The sequence below is a fragment of the Deinococcus malanensis genome (assembly GCF_014647655.1).
Taxonomy (GTDB): Bacteria; Deinococcota; Deinococci; order Deinococcales; family Deinococcaceae; genus Deinococcus; species Deinococcus malanensis.
The window spans coordinates 52,675-68,154 of the sequence record NZ_BMPP01000019.1; the positions used below are offsets into that span (position 1 = coordinate 52,675).

Annotated in this window: 15 protein-coding genes; 6 read left to right on the forward strand and 9 right to left on the reverse strand. The window is 62.4% G+C overall.

Annotation, left to right across the window (positions count from 1 at the left end; translation table 11 throughout):
* Positions 1-157: 157 nt before the first annotated feature.
* From IEY49_RS17935 to IEY49_RS17950, 4 genes are all read right to left on the reverse strand, one after another.
* Positions 158-730 carry a hypothetical protein gene (locus tag IEY49_RS17935; protein WP_189011276.1) on the reverse strand — a complete coding sequence of 191 codons (573 nt, stop codon included), beginning with the start codon at positions 728-730 and terminating at the stop codon, positions 158-160.
* Positions 723-1,328 (reverse strand): hypothetical protein, encoded by a 606-nt coding sequence (locus tag IEY49_RS17940; protein ID WP_189011278.1) that lies wholly within the window; start codon positions 1,326-1,328, stop codon positions 723-725. The genes IEY49_RS17935 and IEY49_RS17940 overlap by 8 nt, the downstream gene beginning before the upstream one ends.
* Before the next feature lie 49 nt (positions 1,329-1,377).
* Positions 1,378-2,220 (reverse strand): hypothetical protein, encoded by an 843-nt coding sequence (locus tag IEY49_RS17945; protein ID WP_229780895.1) that lies wholly within the window; start codon positions 2,218-2,220, stop codon positions 1,378-1,380.
* Positions 2,221-2,294: 74 nt separating this feature from the next.
* Positions 2,295-3,743: a zinc ribbon domain-containing protein gene (locus IEY49_RS17950; RefSeq protein WP_189011282.1), complete on the reverse strand. Its 1,449-nt coding sequence runs from the start codon at positions 3,741-3,743 to the stop codon at positions 2,295-2,297.
* A gap of 277 nt (positions 3,744-4,020) precedes the next feature.
* Between IEY49_RS17950 and IEY49_RS17955 the strand changes: the two genes are divergently transcribed.
* Positions 4,021-4,791: a ParA family protein gene (locus IEY49_RS17955; protein ID WP_189011284.1), complete on the forward strand. Its 771-nt coding sequence runs from the start codon at positions 4,021-4,023 to the stop codon at positions 4,789-4,791.
* Positions 4,784-5,797: a ParB/RepB/Spo0J family partition protein gene (locus IEY49_RS17960; RefSeq protein WP_189011291.1), complete on the forward strand. Its 1,014-nt coding sequence runs from the start codon at positions 4,784-4,786 to the stop codon at positions 5,795-5,797. The genes IEY49_RS17955 and IEY49_RS17960 overlap by 8 nt, the downstream gene beginning before the upstream one ends.
* 94 nt (positions 5,798-5,891) lie before the next feature.
* Here the strand turns inward: IEY49_RS17960 and IEY49_RS17965 are convergent, their stop codons facing one another.
* From IEY49_RS17965 to IEY49_RS17975, 3 genes are all read right to left on the reverse strand, one after another.
* Positions 5,892-6,911 carry a hypothetical protein gene (locus IEY49_RS17965; protein WP_189011293.1) on the reverse strand — a complete coding sequence of 340 codons (1,020 nt, stop codon included), beginning with the start codon at positions 6,909-6,911 and terminating at the stop codon, positions 5,892-5,894.
* A gap of 82 nt (positions 6,912-6,993) precedes the next feature.
* Positions 6,994-7,665 (reverse strand): hypothetical protein, encoded by a 672-nt coding sequence (locus IEY49_RS17970; RefSeq protein WP_189011295.1) that lies wholly within the window; start codon positions 7,663-7,665, stop codon positions 6,994-6,996.
* Between the two features lie 320 nt (positions 7,666-7,985).
* Positions 7,986-9,320 carry a replication initiator protein A gene (locus IEY49_RS17975; RefSeq protein ID WP_189011297.1) on the reverse strand — a complete coding sequence of 445 codons (1,335 nt, stop codon included), beginning with the start codon at positions 9,318-9,320 and terminating at the stop codon, positions 7,986-7,988.
* 1,603 nt (positions 9,321-10,923) lie between these two features.
* Between IEY49_RS17975 and IEY49_RS17980 the strand changes: the two genes are divergently transcribed.
* Entirely contained in the window at positions 10,924-11,391 is a 468-nt protein-coding gene (locus IEY49_RS17980) for an Xre family toxin-antitoxin system antitoxin (RefSeq protein WP_189011299.1), read from the forward strand.
* A gap of 6 nt (positions 11,392-11,397) precedes the next feature.
* On the forward strand, positions 11,398-11,907 hold the full coding sequence (locus IEY49_RS17985; RefSeq protein ID WP_189011301.1) for an RES family NAD+ phosphorylase: 510 nt from the start codon (positions 11,398-11,400) through the stop codon (positions 11,905-11,907).
* A 308-nt stretch (positions 11,908-12,215) separates the two neighbouring features.
* Here the strand turns inward: IEY49_RS17985 and IEY49_RS17990 are convergent, their stop codons facing one another.
* Positions 12,216-13,418, reverse strand: coding sequence for a hypothetical protein (locus IEY49_RS17990; RefSeq protein WP_189011303.1), 1,203 nt, complete (start codon positions 13,416-13,418; stop codon positions 12,216-12,218).
* A gap of 784 nt (positions 13,419-14,202) precedes the next feature.
* Between IEY49_RS17990 and IEY49_RS17995 the strand changes: the two genes are divergently transcribed.
* Positions 14,203-14,376, forward strand: a complete 174-nt coding sequence (locus IEY49_RS17995) for a hypothetical protein (RefSeq protein WP_189011305.1) — start codon at positions 14,203-14,205, stop codon at positions 14,374-14,376.
* A 265-nt stretch (positions 14,377-14,641) separates the two neighbouring features.
* Here the strand turns inward: IEY49_RS17995 and IEY49_RS18000 are convergent, their stop codons facing one another.
* Positions 14,642-14,869: a hypothetical protein gene (locus IEY49_RS18000; RefSeq protein WP_189011307.1), complete on the reverse strand. Its 228-nt coding sequence runs from the start codon at positions 14,867-14,869 to the stop codon at positions 14,642-14,644.
* A 256-nt stretch (positions 14,870-15,125) separates the two neighbouring features.
* On the opposite strand from IEY49_RS18000, the gene IEY49_RS18005 reads away from it, so the two are divergent.
* On the forward strand, positions 15,126-15,480 hold a 355-nt coding region (locus IEY49_RS18005; protein WP_189011309.1), incomplete at its 3' end, for a GAF domain-containing protein.

Consider the following 15,480-nt stretch of genomic DNA (forward strand, 5'->3'; position numbering starts at 1 on the left):
ACATGCTCACACTGTATCGGCCAGCCCAGCAGCGTCTCTCCAGTGTCTCCGGCCAAGGCCTCCGTGATGGCTGTATCAATGCCCTTGAATTTTCAACCCATGCAACCGCTGCTGGGGTCAGGGGTCTGACTGGTGGGCGGATCGGTGTATCCCGTCTTCAGGTGGCCGAGAACTCGACATCGGCTGCGGCCAGCGTCCGCAGCCGGCGGAACGCCGCGTCGTCTGGCGTCCAGCCAGTGGTCAACAGGTCCAGCGGCGCCGCCCCGTTCAACTGCCTCCGGGCGCGTGTCCACCAGCGTCGCACCCCAGCCTCGGAGTACCCCCCTGTCAGAAGCTGGCATACCCCGGTGACCGCGGCCAGACGTGCGGCTGCCTCGCCCGTCGTCGGTGCGCTCGCGGGGAGGCCGGTCAGTTGCTCGATCAACTCATCGCCCAGAAGTGCCCTTGTGGCTGAGTCATGCGGGAGGAACGGCTGGAGACGGGTGAGCAGCTCCGCCGCCGCCGCCATGGACAGTTCGGAATGCTCCTGTGGCGCCTGGATGGCTTCCAGCATGGCTTCACCAAGTTGCTCCAGGTCCAGCGTGAGGGCCGGGGGCGTCACGTACGCCACCAGTACGCCAGCCACGAGTTCCTCCACAGAACACTCCATCGCCTGCGCTCGTACCTTCAGCTCCTCCAGGAGCCAGCGGTCCACCGGCACCGACAGGGCGCGGGATTCGGGGTCATTCACGTCTACCTCCGGTAGCAGGGGTCAGCAGCTCCACGGTCAGCAGCCACGACCCTTCAGTCTCCTCAACGCAGGCCCAGCCGGTCAGGCCGGCGGCAGCCAGGTCCACAGGACCATCCGCAGGAGTCAGTGTGTCGCTCTGGATGGCCACCTGAACCTCGGCTGGGAGCTGCTCTACGGGCGCCAGGATCATGCCCTTGACCCCGGCCAACCACGCCCCATCCTGGGAGAGGCCCCGCAGCAGTCGGTTCCCCCAGAGCATCAGGGGCGAGGAGGGCGGCATGCTGTAATCCATCCCTGCTTCGCGCTCACGCTCGTCCTGAACGGCCGCGGCGATGATGCCGAGTGGGACCCAGCCGGCTGCCCGAGTGACAGACAGCGCCATCAGCTCCCCTGTGATCGTCCGGTCGTGATGGGGGTCCCCTCCGATGAGCGCCGCCAGCGACACGTCGAGCCCGGCCCGCCGCGCGAGGGTGTCTTGTTGCCAGCAGGCCAGCCGAACCAACTCAGCAGCAGCATGCAGCTGCCGAAGCGCCTGTATTTGTTGTGGCATCAGGTCAATGGCGATGGTTTGGCGTGTGTTTGTTTGTGCGGTTGTCATGGGTACTCCTGAATCGGGGTGGCCAGGGCCACCCCGCAAAGACGTGCGGTCAGCGGGAGAGCTCCATCGCGCGCTGAAGGGTGGCCTCGGCGTAGGTCAGGCAACAGTCGCCACTGCGCCGGCACGGTTGCGCCCAGCGTGCGGGCCGGTAGAGCGCCGACCGCTGCCACAGGCGCATCGCCTGCACCGGGTCGCAGGTCGCCCACAGGATCATCCGCAGCAACGCCAGATCAGCGCGGGACGCATCGCCGCTGTACGCCCGCAGATCACCCTGGAACAGAGCGATAAATTTCGCGCTGTTGCGCGCCCGTTGAAGTTGAAGCAGCACGGCGTCATCGTCGATCTGGCCACCGCAGATTCTTTGGGGAGAGGAGACAACGAGTCTCGTGGCCGCCACCTGCCGTCCTTGGAGTTCGCGCAGGCTCTCTTCCCGCAGTTCGATTGACGTTGGGGTGCCCGGCCACCGTTCACCCGTGAGGGCGACATACCCAGTGGTGATCAACTCAACCCTTCCGCGGCGGCCGTGCGGTGGCAGCTTTCCAGCAGCAACGATGTGCAGACCTCGACCACTGTGAGACACCTCTGTCCACGTATCCATTGTCTGAACCAGCTGTTGAGCAGACTCGGTCAGAACGCCATCGTGTATCACGTCATCCAGGTCAACCACGCATAAGGGCCAACGATCCACCACAGAAATCCGCTCGTCGAGCGCCAGCCCGATGCCGTCAACGCTGCCGGCCCGCAGGAGGGAAAGGGCGGCGTTGAATGTGAGGTGGTAACGTCCGTCTCGGACATCCACCGGCCAGCAGCCACCCGCGAACCGAACTGGTACTTTTCCGAGTTTTCCGGACGTGCGTGGTCGCAGTTGAAATGGCACGAAGCGCGGCAGCACTTGTATTTCGTGCGGTAGACCTCGCTCCAGCTGGTACGCCCGTGCCCCTGGTGACATCAGATCACGCTGGCGCATCATGGCTGCCGGCCCTCCCCTGTCAGGCTGCGCTGCCGGTGCACTGAGGCTGCGTTGATGTCGGCGTGAGCGGTATACCCACAGTGCGGGCAGCGAAAGCGGGCACCCACCCGAGCACGTCGACCGACCCATGTGCACCGCGAGCAGGTCGAACTGCTGTACTGGCACCGCGTGTATTGCACAGTCACGCCGTGGAGGGGTGCGAGCGCCACCAGATGATCCAGTGCTGTGCGAAGGCCCACGCGGGCGGCATACTCCCCAAACCACTGCTGCCGTCGCTGAAATGCGCCCCAGTCGGTGTCCTCGATTACGACGCTCCGGTGTGCCAGCGCCAGGGCATGCAGTTCCGCGTATGCCGGACGCATGCGTTCAATCAGGGCCAGCCGGTGCGCGACTCTTGCCCGAGCCTCATCCTGCATACTCACTGGCACCACTCGCGTAGGGAGAAGCTCTGGCTCCTCCCAGGCTCCACCGGTGGGCCGTCTAATGACCCCACGCAGCGTCCCTGACGCGTACCCAACAACATTCTGGAATCCCGGATCCAGGCCAATCAGGTCGTCGATCGTCCACCGAGGACTGGCAGGTGCCCTGACCCGGAACCGCCAGACCACCTGCCACGCATGGGATTCACCAGGTCGCTCGACACGCTGAATGACGACGCGTTCCGTGACGGCTAGATCACTTGCGTGTGGGGCGTCAATCACCACTGGGTCGTCGAGTGAGATGCCTGCGGCCTGATACCGCGCGCGGATCCGCAGAGCCAGCCGTGACGCCTCGTGATTCCCGCTCTCCAGCCAGGCCTGCTCGGCCCGATGCAGCCGCTGTTGCTCCGAGAGGAGCCTCCGCTGCCGCTGACTCCACAAGGCTCCCCAGTAGGGGTCCGGCAGCAGCCGGACATCCGCGTGCACCCTCCCTACGCGCGCCACCTCAATCGTGGCACCGTCTACGAGCAGCACCCCCTGATCAACATGCAGTTCGACAGGGCGGAAGGGGGACCAGGGAGGGGGAAGCTCGGAAACTCGAACCGATTCATTTCCCACATGCGCTCGCCACTCCCGCAGCGTCTGACGCACCATCCACGCCAGGGCTGACGCTGGAACAACCTCCAGCCAACCCATCGCATCTCGGACCGACCGGAATGAAACAAGGTACTCATTGGTGGTCGGGACTGATACCCGCACATAGGTGTCATGAGGAGGCAACCTTGGGAGAGGCACAGTGGCCTGCGCTTCGCGGGCTGCCCCGGCGACTTCCAGCAGGGTGATGTTGTGGCCTGCGGCCAGCAGTTGCAGGTGCGTGTTGACGGTCGCCTGCGCGCGCAACACCACATCCCAAATCCGGTGCATTCCCGGAGCCGGATACAGCGGCACGGCAAGATCGACAGAAACGACATTGGTCATGATGGCCTCTTTGAGCAACAGGCCTCCAGCGTCATCGCTGGCCGGCACGGATGCCCTTCTGTCCACGAATCCGGCCTCGTTCCTGAGGCCCACCATCCGGGACTCCGAACCTAACTGGGCGCCTGGCGCTCCAGCAGCAATGGGCCGGGTCAGCCCACACCACGTGCCTCGGCCACGGCCCCATCACCGCACCCCTGGCTCAGCACCTGACCCCCCTCCCCGTGCTTACCCTGGCCTGCGCCAGAAGTCGCCTCATAAGCTGACTGGTCGGTCCGAACAAACAACACGTCCGAAGCGACGCGGTGCGCGTACAGTGGGTGTACCAATGAGGGTTCTCACGTTTTTTAACCATTCGGGCGGCGCGGGCAAAACCAGCTTGACGCGCGACATCGGCTATGAGTTGTCCACGCGCGGTCTGAGGGTCCTGTTGATCGACCTGGACCCGCAGGCGAACCTCAGCAGCGCATTGGGGGTCAGCACCACCGACCTGGCGGATACGGTCTACCGCACGGTCATCGAGGATGAGCCCCTGCCCACGCCGGTAGACGCCCACGGGATGGGGATTATTCCCTCGATGATCGACCTTGCCATGGCCGAAGCGCAGATGCCCGGGGTGGTCGGAGCGGAACTGGCCCTGCGCACCCACCTCCAGCTCCTCAAAAGCCAGCAGGACGTGGTGCTGATCGACTCTCCCCCATCGCTGGGCGCCCTCGCGGTGCTGGCCGCCCTGGCTGCTGACCAGCTCATCGTTCCGGTACCCACAAAAGATAAAGGGATTTTGGGGCTTCGGGGCGTTCAGCGGGCGCTGCGCATGTACCGGCGGTTGCGGCCCGACCTCTCCATCGGCCTGTACATCCCCACTATGTACGACCGCCGGGCACTGCACGACCGCGAAACCCTCGATACCATCCGGGCCCAGCTCTCCCCTGTCGCGAGTGAGATGTCGCTGCGGGGAGCCGTGTGGAACGATTCCTGGCGCGCACAAAAACCGGTCCGGTTATTCGACCCCTCCTCCGATGTCGTTACGCAGGTGCAGCGGGTCACCGACGAGCTGATCGCGGCCGTGGGCCTGCCGGATGGGGTGACCCATGGCTAAGCCGCGTCCACCCCAGCGGGCAGGGCTGCTTGAAACCATGCAGGAAGTGAGCCAGGAAGGACAGGCCCACGAGGTCGTGCAACCACTCCCAGTCGCCAGCCTCAGCCCCAATCCGTTCCAACCCAGACGATCATTCGACGAGGCTGGCCTGCGGGATCTCAGTGCCAGCCTGGCGACCGATGGACTGATTCATCCCGTGCTGGTCCGAAGGCACCCCACCAAGCCCGGCCAGTACCAGCTGGTCGATGGCGAGCGACGTTTCCGGGCTCTCCAGCACCTCGGCTGGAGTACCATTCCAGCCATTGTCCGGACGGTTACGGATGACCAGCTGGGGTTGCACGCCGCGGTGGCCAACCTCCAGCGTGAAGATCTGAACGCCATCGACGAAGTTGACGCCACCGTAACCCTCGTGGCCCAGGCCCTCGGTGTCGGCCGTGAGGCCGTGGGCGCGCGCCTCGCGGCCCTGGAACGGACCCCGGACGACGATCAGGTGAACCACCTCAATGAACTGTTTTCGCGTTTGGGCCGTGGCACCTGGACATCGTTCGGCAAAAACAAGCTCAGAATCCTGTCGTGGCCACCCGAGGTCCTGGAGGCCATGCGCCACGCCGGCCTGCCGTTTTCGCATGCCTCTGTCATTGTGTCGGCCCGCCAGGAGCCTCAGCGCCGGCATCTGATTGACTACTGGCAGGATCACCGGTGCACCGTCACTGAGCTCCGTCAGGAGTTGGGGCGGCAACGTCAGCGGGATCAGACGGTCCAACCACCTGCGCAGGTCACGGACGCCGATTTTGTCATTCAGGTCGCCCGCAACCTCACTTCGAAGACGGCTCTAACCCAGTTGTCCGAAGAGCGCCGACAACGTCTGCGACAGCTGATGGACCAGGTCAGCCAGCTGCTGCATGAATCCCAGAACGAGGGGCAACACCGCAGGGCTGCGAAAAAAAGTAGCCGCACGAAATCACAGGCTGGATCAGCGAAAACAAGCAAAAAGCAGCGGACCTGAAGCTGCCCTTTTCGTAAAGGGCAAGCGGCGCCAGGATCATTCCGGTGCCGCTTGCCTTATGTTGACCACCAGACTCAACTGGCGTGCGCCCCGCTCAGTAACGGCACAAGGGCAACCGGGCTGTGGCTGGTTTCAGCACCTGCACATGACACACCGCAGGCAACAGCGTCCAGGGTCTCGCAGACGTTTGCAGGGCGTGCGTGTACATCAGCCGCCCCGGCATCGTGAACCACCACAGGGCGGTCAGCATCACGGCCGCACACACCAGGAGCGTGCCCCCATGCCGCCGGACATCGCGGCTAAAGCCCCACCACCGCGCCCGCAACGAGAGGCCAGCAGGCACCATCATCTCCGCTTGAAGGCTCTTTACGTCCATGCGCAGTGAACGAATGTCAGCATGGAGGACCCCCACCCGGTTCGCGTCGAATTCAAGCGCCAGAACCTGGAGAGCCGCCTGCAACCGATCAGCCTGGTCGTACCGGCGTTCGAGATCATCTAACCGTTGATGCTGCTGAACCCGGTCCGCCGACAGTTCAATGACACCAGTGGCGATGATCTCAGCCGCCCTCGACGTGACCATGAGATGCGTGACCGATTCGGCGTGAAAGGTCTCCCGGGTGGCCAGCGCCGGGAGGAGCTGGGTGACCATCTTCTGGTGGTCGGTTGCCTGGCTCTCCACGGCACGTGTCAGGTAGACAGTCTGCTGGTGGGCAGACTCCTGCTGCAACCGCAAGGCGCGCACCTCTGCGGCGATCTCCGCAAGCGCATCACCTGGCACCGCCTGCGGGACCATGCCGACGCTGCCTTCAAACAGCGGACCCACGTCTGGATCCTCCGCCAGGGCAGCGCGCAGGGCGCGGGCATTGCGTAATTCACGTCCCTCAAGCTGCGGAGCGATGTCCTTGATCGCCCGCTTGAACACCCGGTAGACCACAGGCGAAAATTCGTACTGGCCTGTGGCGTCACGGGGAATCGACTGGTCGATCAAAATCTCGAAGGGCCGCAACCAGTCCTTGCGCAAATTTTCCTTGGTGATGCCCATCTCGGCCGCCAGAGTGGCCGCTGAAGTGCTGGGCAAAGCCACCAACCATCCAGGAACAGTGCTCTGGGTCATGCGCAGCGCCATCCCGTTGTGAATGCGGGTCGGCTCGCCGCAGGGGCGAGTTGGTGCGGCCGGTTGGTGGAGATGGTTGGCCTCACGCGTCCCACCAGCAGGACAGCAGCGGGTAGAAATTCATGCGTTCCGGGTACAGCGCCTGCCAGATAGTGAACAGCTCGCGCTGCCGCTGCCAGGTGCCCGCCACCCAGATTTGCGGGCCTACCCTGGCGTAGGTCATCATGTGCTCCTCGACTCTGCCGCGCTCGTACTCACCACTGTCATCCTCTACTGGGATGATCAGGAGACGCCGGCCGGCCGGCGTGCTGACCTCACACTGGTAGACCGCGTCGGCGATGGACGCGCCTGCGCTCCCGGCACCGGAAGGCTTCTGGTGAGCCTGCACCTGCCAGAGCACCGGCGTCTCTGGCTCGACGCCAGGCGTTGGGTTGGCGGGACAACGGAGCATGTACCGGGCCTCCGCCAGCGCCAGCAACGACCGCACAATGTGCTTCTCGCGGATTTCAGGCGTACGGCTGAGGCTCAGGTAGGGCACACTCACCTGCTGTCCGTATCGCTGGGCTGTCAGCCCAACATACCGGTGCACGTACAGGCCAAGGGTACAGCTGGCCAACAGGATAAGGTCCGCCGGCGTCGGGGCGGAAGGGATCCCAACCAGACGGTGGGCGGTGGGGAGGCTGATCAGTACATCCGTTCTGAGAGCCTGCTGGAGGGCAGGCAACTGGGCAAGCCAGGGATGGGCGGGGGTCATCCCCTTCATATTGCGCCGCAAAACCGGCATCGCCAGCAGTTTTTTTTATGAGGGCGGTTGGTGTGCCAATTCGGTCAAAGCCCCAACTGCGGAGCTTACGTCAACGGCAAACGGCGGTACCAACGGAATAACGTCCCAGCCGTAAAGTTATCCCGTCTGACGGTCAGCAGTGCCCACTCCCTGTCCGGACTGGTGAGGGCCCGCGGGCGGGGCTCAAGGGTCAGCCAGTCGGGTCCGGCGCCAACTTCGCTAGAACACGGCCCCTCACCGCGTGCTGAGATCCGGCCGACAGGGGAGACTAAGGGCAGCAACTCGCTGGGTCAGGGGGTGAGCTCACCCGCCAGCGCCTGACGCAGGAGGAGTGAACCGTCTTGGCGCAGGGCAACAGCCTGGACAATGCGGCGCGCGAGCTCGTACAGATCCACGCCAAGGTCCAGCAGCGTCCGGACATCGTCCTGGGTGACCCGGATGTTGAACAGGCGGACCCGACCCATAAACCGCTCGGCCAGTTCCTCTCGGTCCAGACCGTCCCACTCACGTTGGGTCGCGACTTCCTCGACGTCCGGATCCAGAACGGGCACTCCGCGTGCAGGCACCGGTCCTGGTTTCGCCGCTTCAGGTACTTCCATCGTAGCCTCGTATTTCGCCGGATTCCGTACTGCGGCGGCCAGCAGGTTCCGGGGATTGTCCACTGACCGGCCGCGTGACTGATACGTCTTCAGCATGATGCGGAAGACGCGCACACCACGCTCGATGTTGTTCGGAAACTTCAGAGCCAGTTGCCGGGCGCTGGCCTCCGCCAGGCCTTCCTGCGTCAACAACCCCACGAGCGCCGGGTCCGCGATAGCCTCCAGGACCTGGCAGGGGAAGGTGAAGGTCACCCGACCCGCCAGGCCGCGGCCCGTAAACGCGAGGGCCTCCAGGTACTTCGCCGCCAGCAGCGCCTCTCCCATGTCCTGGAGAGACCGGCGTACATTGCCGGCGCGTACGGTACCGGTCGCGGTCAGGGCCAGCAACTGGGCCAGATCGCTCAGCACGAACGAGAGCTCCAACGGCACTTCACGGTGCTCTCGGCGGTGTCGTTCGCGCTGCCCTTCTAGAAAGTGATACAAACTGCGGGCCGGGGCATCTCTCAGGGCCTTGAGGATGTTCGGGTCTGGCAGGTGAACAAACCCTGCCTGAAGCTGCTCCACCAGATCCTGGCTGAGGACGATAACGAGAGGCTGCTGAGGAGTCAGATGCGCCTCAGCATCATCCAGGTCCTGCTCTTCCTGGTAGCGCACCTTGTCGATAAACCGGAAACTCTCGGACTCGAACGTCCATTTGTTGCGCTGAGCATCGAACCAGCCGTCACGGATCATGTAAGTTGCATGGAACAGACGCAGCAAACTGGTGCGCAGGCGCTTGTAGTAGTCACCATTGCTGGACAGCATGGCGGTGGTGAGCAACTCGTGAGGTGTGGTGTGCAGCGTCCGGTCTTCGGGCACACCGTCGATCAGCGCCAACGTGATGATGGACGTCATGACGTCGTTGTCGATTCCATGCGGCAGGGGGTAACGGCTCCCCGCATCCAAATTGTAGCGGCGGTTATTGATCGTCACATCAACCTGCCGCTCGCGAACGTCCCAGGTTTTCACGGGCGAAATCAGCGCCATGGCTGAACGATTGATCTCGTTTCGGTAAGGCTTTTCTGCGGGTGCCTTCTGTTCGCCACTGGACACAGGTTTTCGTTTGACCGCCATGTATGCTCCTGGTGCCATGCAGTTTCGCACATCGTCGCGGCCCCACCGATGTTGCCCTGGTGGGGGTGGTCTGCTTTTCCTGATAGAAAAAATCTATCTAAAAAAATCTATCTAAGGCCCTCTCTCTGTGACGGAAAAGCTCGTCTGGTACGCCAATTCCGCCAGAAAACGACTCACAAAGTGCGAACTTTGACTCACAAAGTGCGAATGGAGACTACTCACAAAGTGCGAACCTTGACTCACAAAGTGCGAACTTCTCAGCGTCAACAACTCGAATAGTGCGAACAACGGCGATGAAGTCCGGATGTGCGATGTGGCGCGGGCTGAGAACACCGATGACTCGCAAAGTGCGAACACCAATGACTCTCAAAGTGCGAATCAATTCGGGCAAACTCAGGTTTGCGTCCTGAACGCTGAAAATCTTTGCGACGACTCACAAAGTGCGAACTTCATCGCTTGGCAGGAGCAGGCGCTCTCCAGACTGGTACCACTGAAAAGAGGGACCCTCCCGGCGTTGGCATCCTCAGGGTGTGCCCGCCGGGAGGGTTCGTAGGTGAACGCCTGTTGGCCTGCTCCAACCAAGTGAGGCTGCTTCGCACTTTTCGAGTGATTCATTGCCTGGTCACATTTGGAATGATTGCCGTCGACGTTCGCCTTGCTTGAACCGCCTCTCTTGAACAGACCCGTCCCCAACAATGAGGAAGTATAGTTTTATTGTCCAGGACGCGCTTTCTCATAGAACATGCCTTTTTCCGGTTTGTCCTTCTTAGTGCCTGGCGAATCTGGCTGGGAACACGTGTCCGGACAGACCAGGGTCAGCGCAGGAACCCCTGCACGGCGCAGCTAAGGCAAACCTCTGAAGTCCACCGTAGCGTCTGTTCTCTCACTCTCCCTGACCACCTAAACCTCGGACAGCCAGGCCTGGACCCCAGTACCCTCACTGGCGACCAGTCCACCTACCCGCACCTGCCTGACGGAAGCCAGACGCTTGTGCAAGGCAGGCTGTGACGGCCTGATTGCCCCCAGCGCGCCCTGCTCTCCAGCAGATGCCACCCGTACCAGTCCGGGGAGATCCGCATCGTGGACGGATCACGCCGCGGCGACAGGCAGGTGATCGTGGTGTTCGGCAATCACACCGACCTGCCCGGCCCAGACAGGTCACACCATCGCCTGCTCACCTGAAACGGGGGACGCGTACGCTGACAACGTGGTTATTCAGGCGATGCCGATGATGGGGGAGACCGCGCAGGCGAACTTCCTGACTGGCGGGCAGTACGACATGCGCCCCTGAACACCCGAGGTCCTGGTTCGTCCGGTGCGCGAGAGAGGTCGGTGGCGCGCAACGTTCATGGCGGAAGTTCTCCGGCTGTGGATGCGCTCAGTAGCGCTGTCGGCTGAGCGTTGCTTCCAATGTACAATTCCGCACTTTCAAAGTGCTAAAATGTTGACAGCGGAGAATGCGTCCCGCACGTTCGCACTCCCCAGCACCCCACGCCTGCACCGGAGGTCACCCCCCATGACAACCGCCCCACGCCCCGCACGTCCGCCGTTTATTCCCACCCGCACCGCACCGCCACTGCCCGGCGCGACTTTGCTGGGTATCAACGCAAAATCCATTATTGAACTCAGCGAGGTCCTCGATCAGGGCTTCACCGTCAGCTGTGCCGAACGCGTCATCCACCACCTCGGACTGCCGCTCAACGCTGCCCTGAAAATCATGGGCGTCAGCCCCACCACCTTCCACTCCTACCGCCGCGAAGAGCGTCTCCTGCGGCCTGAAACCAGCCGCGCCCTGTACGAACTGGCCAGCCTTGCCGAAACCGCCGAAGCGTACTTCGAGGAGGACGACGCGGCCCACCGCTGGCTGCGGACCCCCAGCGCGTCCTTCGGAGGCAAAACCCCCCTTGAATACGCCGGGGTGCCTGGGGGCGCCGCGTACGTCGAAACCTTGCTTCACCGCCTTGAACACGGCGTCTACTCCTGAGGGCTTTTGATCCTTCAACGCGTCAGCAAATGGCAGCATGCCCAGTACGCCACCCTTCCCGAACATGGCAACGGCGCCGCGAAGTACGGCGGACGCTGGAACAGCGAGGATCCCACCCTCAAGCATAACCGGCAACTGATCTACACCAGTGACAGCCTCCCGCTGGCCATGCTCGAAGTGTACGTTCACGCCGGCAATGTCATTCACAACGTCCCTCACGGCCTCGTGAAGTTCGAAGTGGATGAAACGGCCATCCAGGATCTGGACCTGCACAGCCTGCCCGGCACCTGGAATGCCCGTCCTGAAACGCCCGACACGCAAGTCATCGGTGACGAATGGTTCGACCAGCAGGCGTCACCGATCCTGCGCGTACCGTCCGTCATCCTGCCCCTCAGCGAATGCCGGTCCGGACAGAGCAACTACCTCATCAACACCCGTCACCCGGAAACGCCCAACGTCGTTCGAATGCTGAGCGTCAACCGCCTGACTTTCGACACCCGGATCGGCCAAACCTGAGAAGAACTCGGCGAACAGGAAGCAGAGCGGCGCGCTGTCGGCGGATGCCCAGGCGTTCGCGGACCTCATCGGACACCCTGACCTGGGCCAGCATGCGCGAGACCGTGCCACTGACGTATACCAGGGGCATTGTTCCAGTCATGCAGGCCCGTGGTGCTCTACGTCGCCTGGGCGCTGTGAAGCCAGGTGGCCACCGGCGCGAGCATCGCCGCACGCGAGCCCTCACCACTCAGTTCATCCCGTTTCCGCAGGTGCGCAGGCCGGTGTTTGCGATGAACGGCTTGGGGCGACCCGCCAATGATGTGAACTTAAGCGCTGGCCTCCGTCGGAACAGGCTTCAGCCGGCCGTAATCGTCCGAGTTCCGCGTGACTTTGATCGTACCGTTTTCTTTGTCGTACAGGTCCAGGTATGTCTCTGTCAGCGCCTCGATGGTGTATTCGTAGCGCGCGAGCAGCACCCTGTCACCAACACGCCACACATGCGGAGGACGGTTCGGAGAACCAGCACCGGAGACTTCATTGTTGATGACCGCGCCGATTTCCTCGTCGAGTGCCCGGATGATGCATGTCCAGGCCGACTTATTGGTTTCAACGCTCTTCGCCTTGGCTGTCAGGATGATGTCTTCGAGACGGACAGGCGAAACGTCCAGCCAGCAGTCCCGAGTGAGGCCTGCCTGCCGCAACGCTGTCGGAATCTCAGCCATCAACTTGTGAAGCTTTTGATGCCCTCCCAGTTCACGGCTCAGGATCACGTTAGCCTGGGCCCGGTTCGCCGCGGCCGCCGGAACATTTTCAGTGTTCGTGGTCTGGTCGAGCTGACGTGCATGTGGATGGGTTACGGACTGATCAGGGAAGTGCGTTGTAGCAACGGCCGCGTGAGCGGTCCCGCCGGTGGGCGGTTGTAGGTGTTCAGTCCTGCCCCTGGCGTTTGTGGTGGTGTTTGTGTCGGCGGGCTCACCACCACTTTCTTTTCCAGTTCCTTTCCCATTTCCTTTATGTGCCCCGGAATCTGGGGCAGGGCTGCCCGGAATTCCAGGGGAGGGCTGCCCGGAATTCCAGGGCAGGTTTTTGGCAAAAAGGCTACCGAAGGTGGAAAAACCTGCCCTGGTTTCCTGAGCAGGTTTTTTTGGTCGACCAGGACCGCGTTTTTTGCTCTCCACTGCCTTAACACGAGCGACGTAGGCGTCATGCAGTTCTGTCAACGCGTCCAGATCGACCCACCACGTCTCCGGCGTGCTGGTTTTTTGAACTCCAGGCACCCTGGTAAACACATTGTCCAAGCGGGCCAGCAGGTCAGTTTTTGCACTCTCCGTACGGTCCTCGCCCCACCGGATGTGGTTTTTGAAGTACCTGCTGCTGAGCCGTGCGCCTTTCGGGCTGTTGCTGTAACTCAGAATGATGTAAGCCAGGAGTGCCGCGTCGCTGCCGACCAGCGGGATCCACTCGTCGCGGAGGATGTTGCTGGTAATCGTGAATGAATGCTCAAAACGGCCTCGGGTCCTGACGGCCATGTCGCCTGTTGGACTGGTTGGATCGTGACTCACACGTGTCCTCGGACGGCACCCACCTGAGGTGGCAAGCGGCCTCCGCTCGCGCGGGGTCCGGTCATACGATTGACCGGAGCACGTAGGCCGTCATAAACTACGTGCAGGCCGTTCGACCTACGTGAGGTCGCATTCGGTTCAGAGCCTCTTCAAAACTCTGGTATATGAACGCTCGGTGTTTGCAGACGCCGGGCGTTCGCCTTTCCGGCAGATGTGATCGGTGCCGTACCGGGGTAGTAGGAGATTACCACGCTCTGAATGGTTCAGCACATCCTTTTCCCCAATTATGAGAGAGGCACGGCGCCGGCTAAAACGGTTGACGGAGAAGCCAAATTGCATGAAGAGGGAGATCACATCTCACAAGTAGACTCGAGAATGTACAGTCTATTCAACATCAGCCCAGGCGAACGTGGGTGCGCCGGCACTCATTCCTGCCGCTCTGCATGGGCGTGTGCTGGTGCGGGTAGGGGAGAGGAAGGTGGGGGGTGGGTAGGGGTGGGAGACCGGGGAGTGGGACGAATTGCCTCAGATTCAGCTCTGCTGTTGTTATTGCTCATGTCTGAGTAGTGGAAAAGCGGTAGCAACGGCACAACGTGTTCTGGATTCGGACAACTCAGTCAGGTGGTTTGTGTACCTGCCCTGTGAGCGGAGGAGGGCATAACACTAAACGCAGCATCCTCAAGATTCGATGAATTACGCAAATCCTTGCTTTTTTGCGTCTAGCACGATCATCTTGGGTATAGGAGACTCTATGCCCCACCTGCTGCGTGATCTGCTCAATAACCCTGACCTCCTGCACACGCCTGTGGAAGTGCGTCCGGTCGTGGAGTGGGAGGATCAGGAGTGGTGCGCCCGATGCGAGCAGTACGTTCCTGAGTTGCTGTTCGACATGTGCTGGACGTGTCTGGAAAGCAAATGCACCTGATCTGACGGGCGATATAGTCGTTCAGCATGCAGGCGCCGGTTGTGCACTGGCTGCTGCCCAAACGGGGAGGAGAGGAGTGGGGTGAGAGGGGCGGAAGGCGGAAGTGCGGAATTCCGCAATACATTCTCACGTTTACACAGTTATGGACACGCTGAAGTCCTGTGGACCTGCTGTGCGAGACGCAGGGCACACCCATGTTGGTGCTGGCAGCCATGGCGTCGAGGTAGTCCTCATCCTCCAGGGATCGTGCAGGACTTCCTGAGGCTTAACCTTCGGGCGGGCAGTCCCGATCCAGGTTCTCGTGAGGAGCCAGCTTGGGATTGGCGAAGACGAACAGAGCCCCCTGGCCGAACAAATCCCGGTACAGTCGCGCTACCGCCTGCTCCACCACCGCCGTCGCGCCGCTGCCCGTCGCGTGACACATCTGCGCGAGTTGCGTTTCGGTGCTGGCTGAGAACTTGAAGGTGCGCTGGCGCTTGTCGCGCAGGGTCAAAGCTGGCCTGGGTTCATACCCCGACTGTACCCGGACAGTCCATAAGCTGGGTGCGGGTTCTCCCCCTGAGCTTGGCCGCTTCATCATATCGCTGGCACGCGTCCAGGCTACGGGCTTCAACCCGCATTCCGGCGCACAGTCCTCAGTTGCCTGTTGGATAGAATGAGGTACCTCGTGCATTCCAGGTACCTCAGATGTCCTGTATCGCCTCACTCCTGTCGCCACCAGCGCTGTCTTCTCGAGGCCAAAGGACGTCATGCCCGACACCGAAGTCATCACGCCGCTGCCCCACCCGGTCCTGACCAGCCTGTGCCGCCTGATCGGTGACCGCCTGGGCGCCGACCTGGTCATCGTCACCGACGTGCAGCACACCATCCTGGCCTCCCATAGCTGGCCGCTCAGCCTGCCCGTGCCGCCTCTCGCGGCCCTGATGACCGCTGACATGCTGGTGTTGACCGACACCACTGATGATCCGCGCTTCGAGCCGCTCGCCGATGCGATGGGCGGCTTCCGGACAGGCTTTTACGCCGCCGCGGTGCTGCGCCGCCGCGACGGCGAACCGCTGGGCTTCCTGTACCTGCTGCGGCAGGATCCCCGTACCTTCGAACGCC

What these genes read in the sequence shown, in the direction of transcription:
- IEY49_RS17940 (WP_189011278.1), bottom strand. Translation starts at nt 1,328, where the DNA reads ATGACAACCGCACAAACAAACACACGCCAAACCATCGCCATTGACCTG.
- IEY49_RS17975 (WP_189011297.1), bottom strand. Translation starts at nt 9,320, where the DNA reads ATGGCGCTGATTTCGCCCGTGAAAACCTGGGACGTTCGCGAGCGGCAG.
- IEY49_RS17995 (WP_189011305.1), top strand. Translation starts at nt 14,203, where the DNA reads ATGCCCCACCTGCTGCGTGATCTGCTCAATAACCCTGACCTCCTGCAC.
- IEY49_RS17980 (WP_189011299.1), top strand. Translation starts at nt 10,924, where the DNA reads ATGACAACCGCCCCACGCCCCGCACGTCCGCCGTTTATTCCCACCCGC.
- IEY49_RS17960 (WP_189011291.1), top strand. Translation starts at nt 4,784, where the DNA reads ATGGCTAAGCCGCGTCCACCCCAGCGGGCAGGGCTGCTTGAAACCATG.
- IEY49_RS17990 (WP_189011303.1), bottom strand. Translation starts at nt 13,418, where the DNA reads ATGGCCGTCAGGACCCGAGGCCGTTTTGAGCATTCATTCACGATTACC.
- IEY49_RS17965 (WP_189011293.1), bottom strand. Translation starts at nt 6,911, where the DNA reads ATGACCCAGAGCACTGTTCCTGGATGGTTGGTGGCTTTGCCCAGCACT.
- IEY49_RS17970 (WP_189011295.1), bottom strand. Translation starts at nt 7,665, where the DNA reads ATGACCCCCGCCCATCCCTGGCTTGCCCAGTTGCCTGCCCTCCAGCAG.
- IEY49_RS17955 (WP_189011284.1), top strand. Translation starts at nt 4,021, where the DNA reads ATGAGGGTTCTCACGTTTTTTAACCATTCGGGCGGCGCGGGCAAAACC.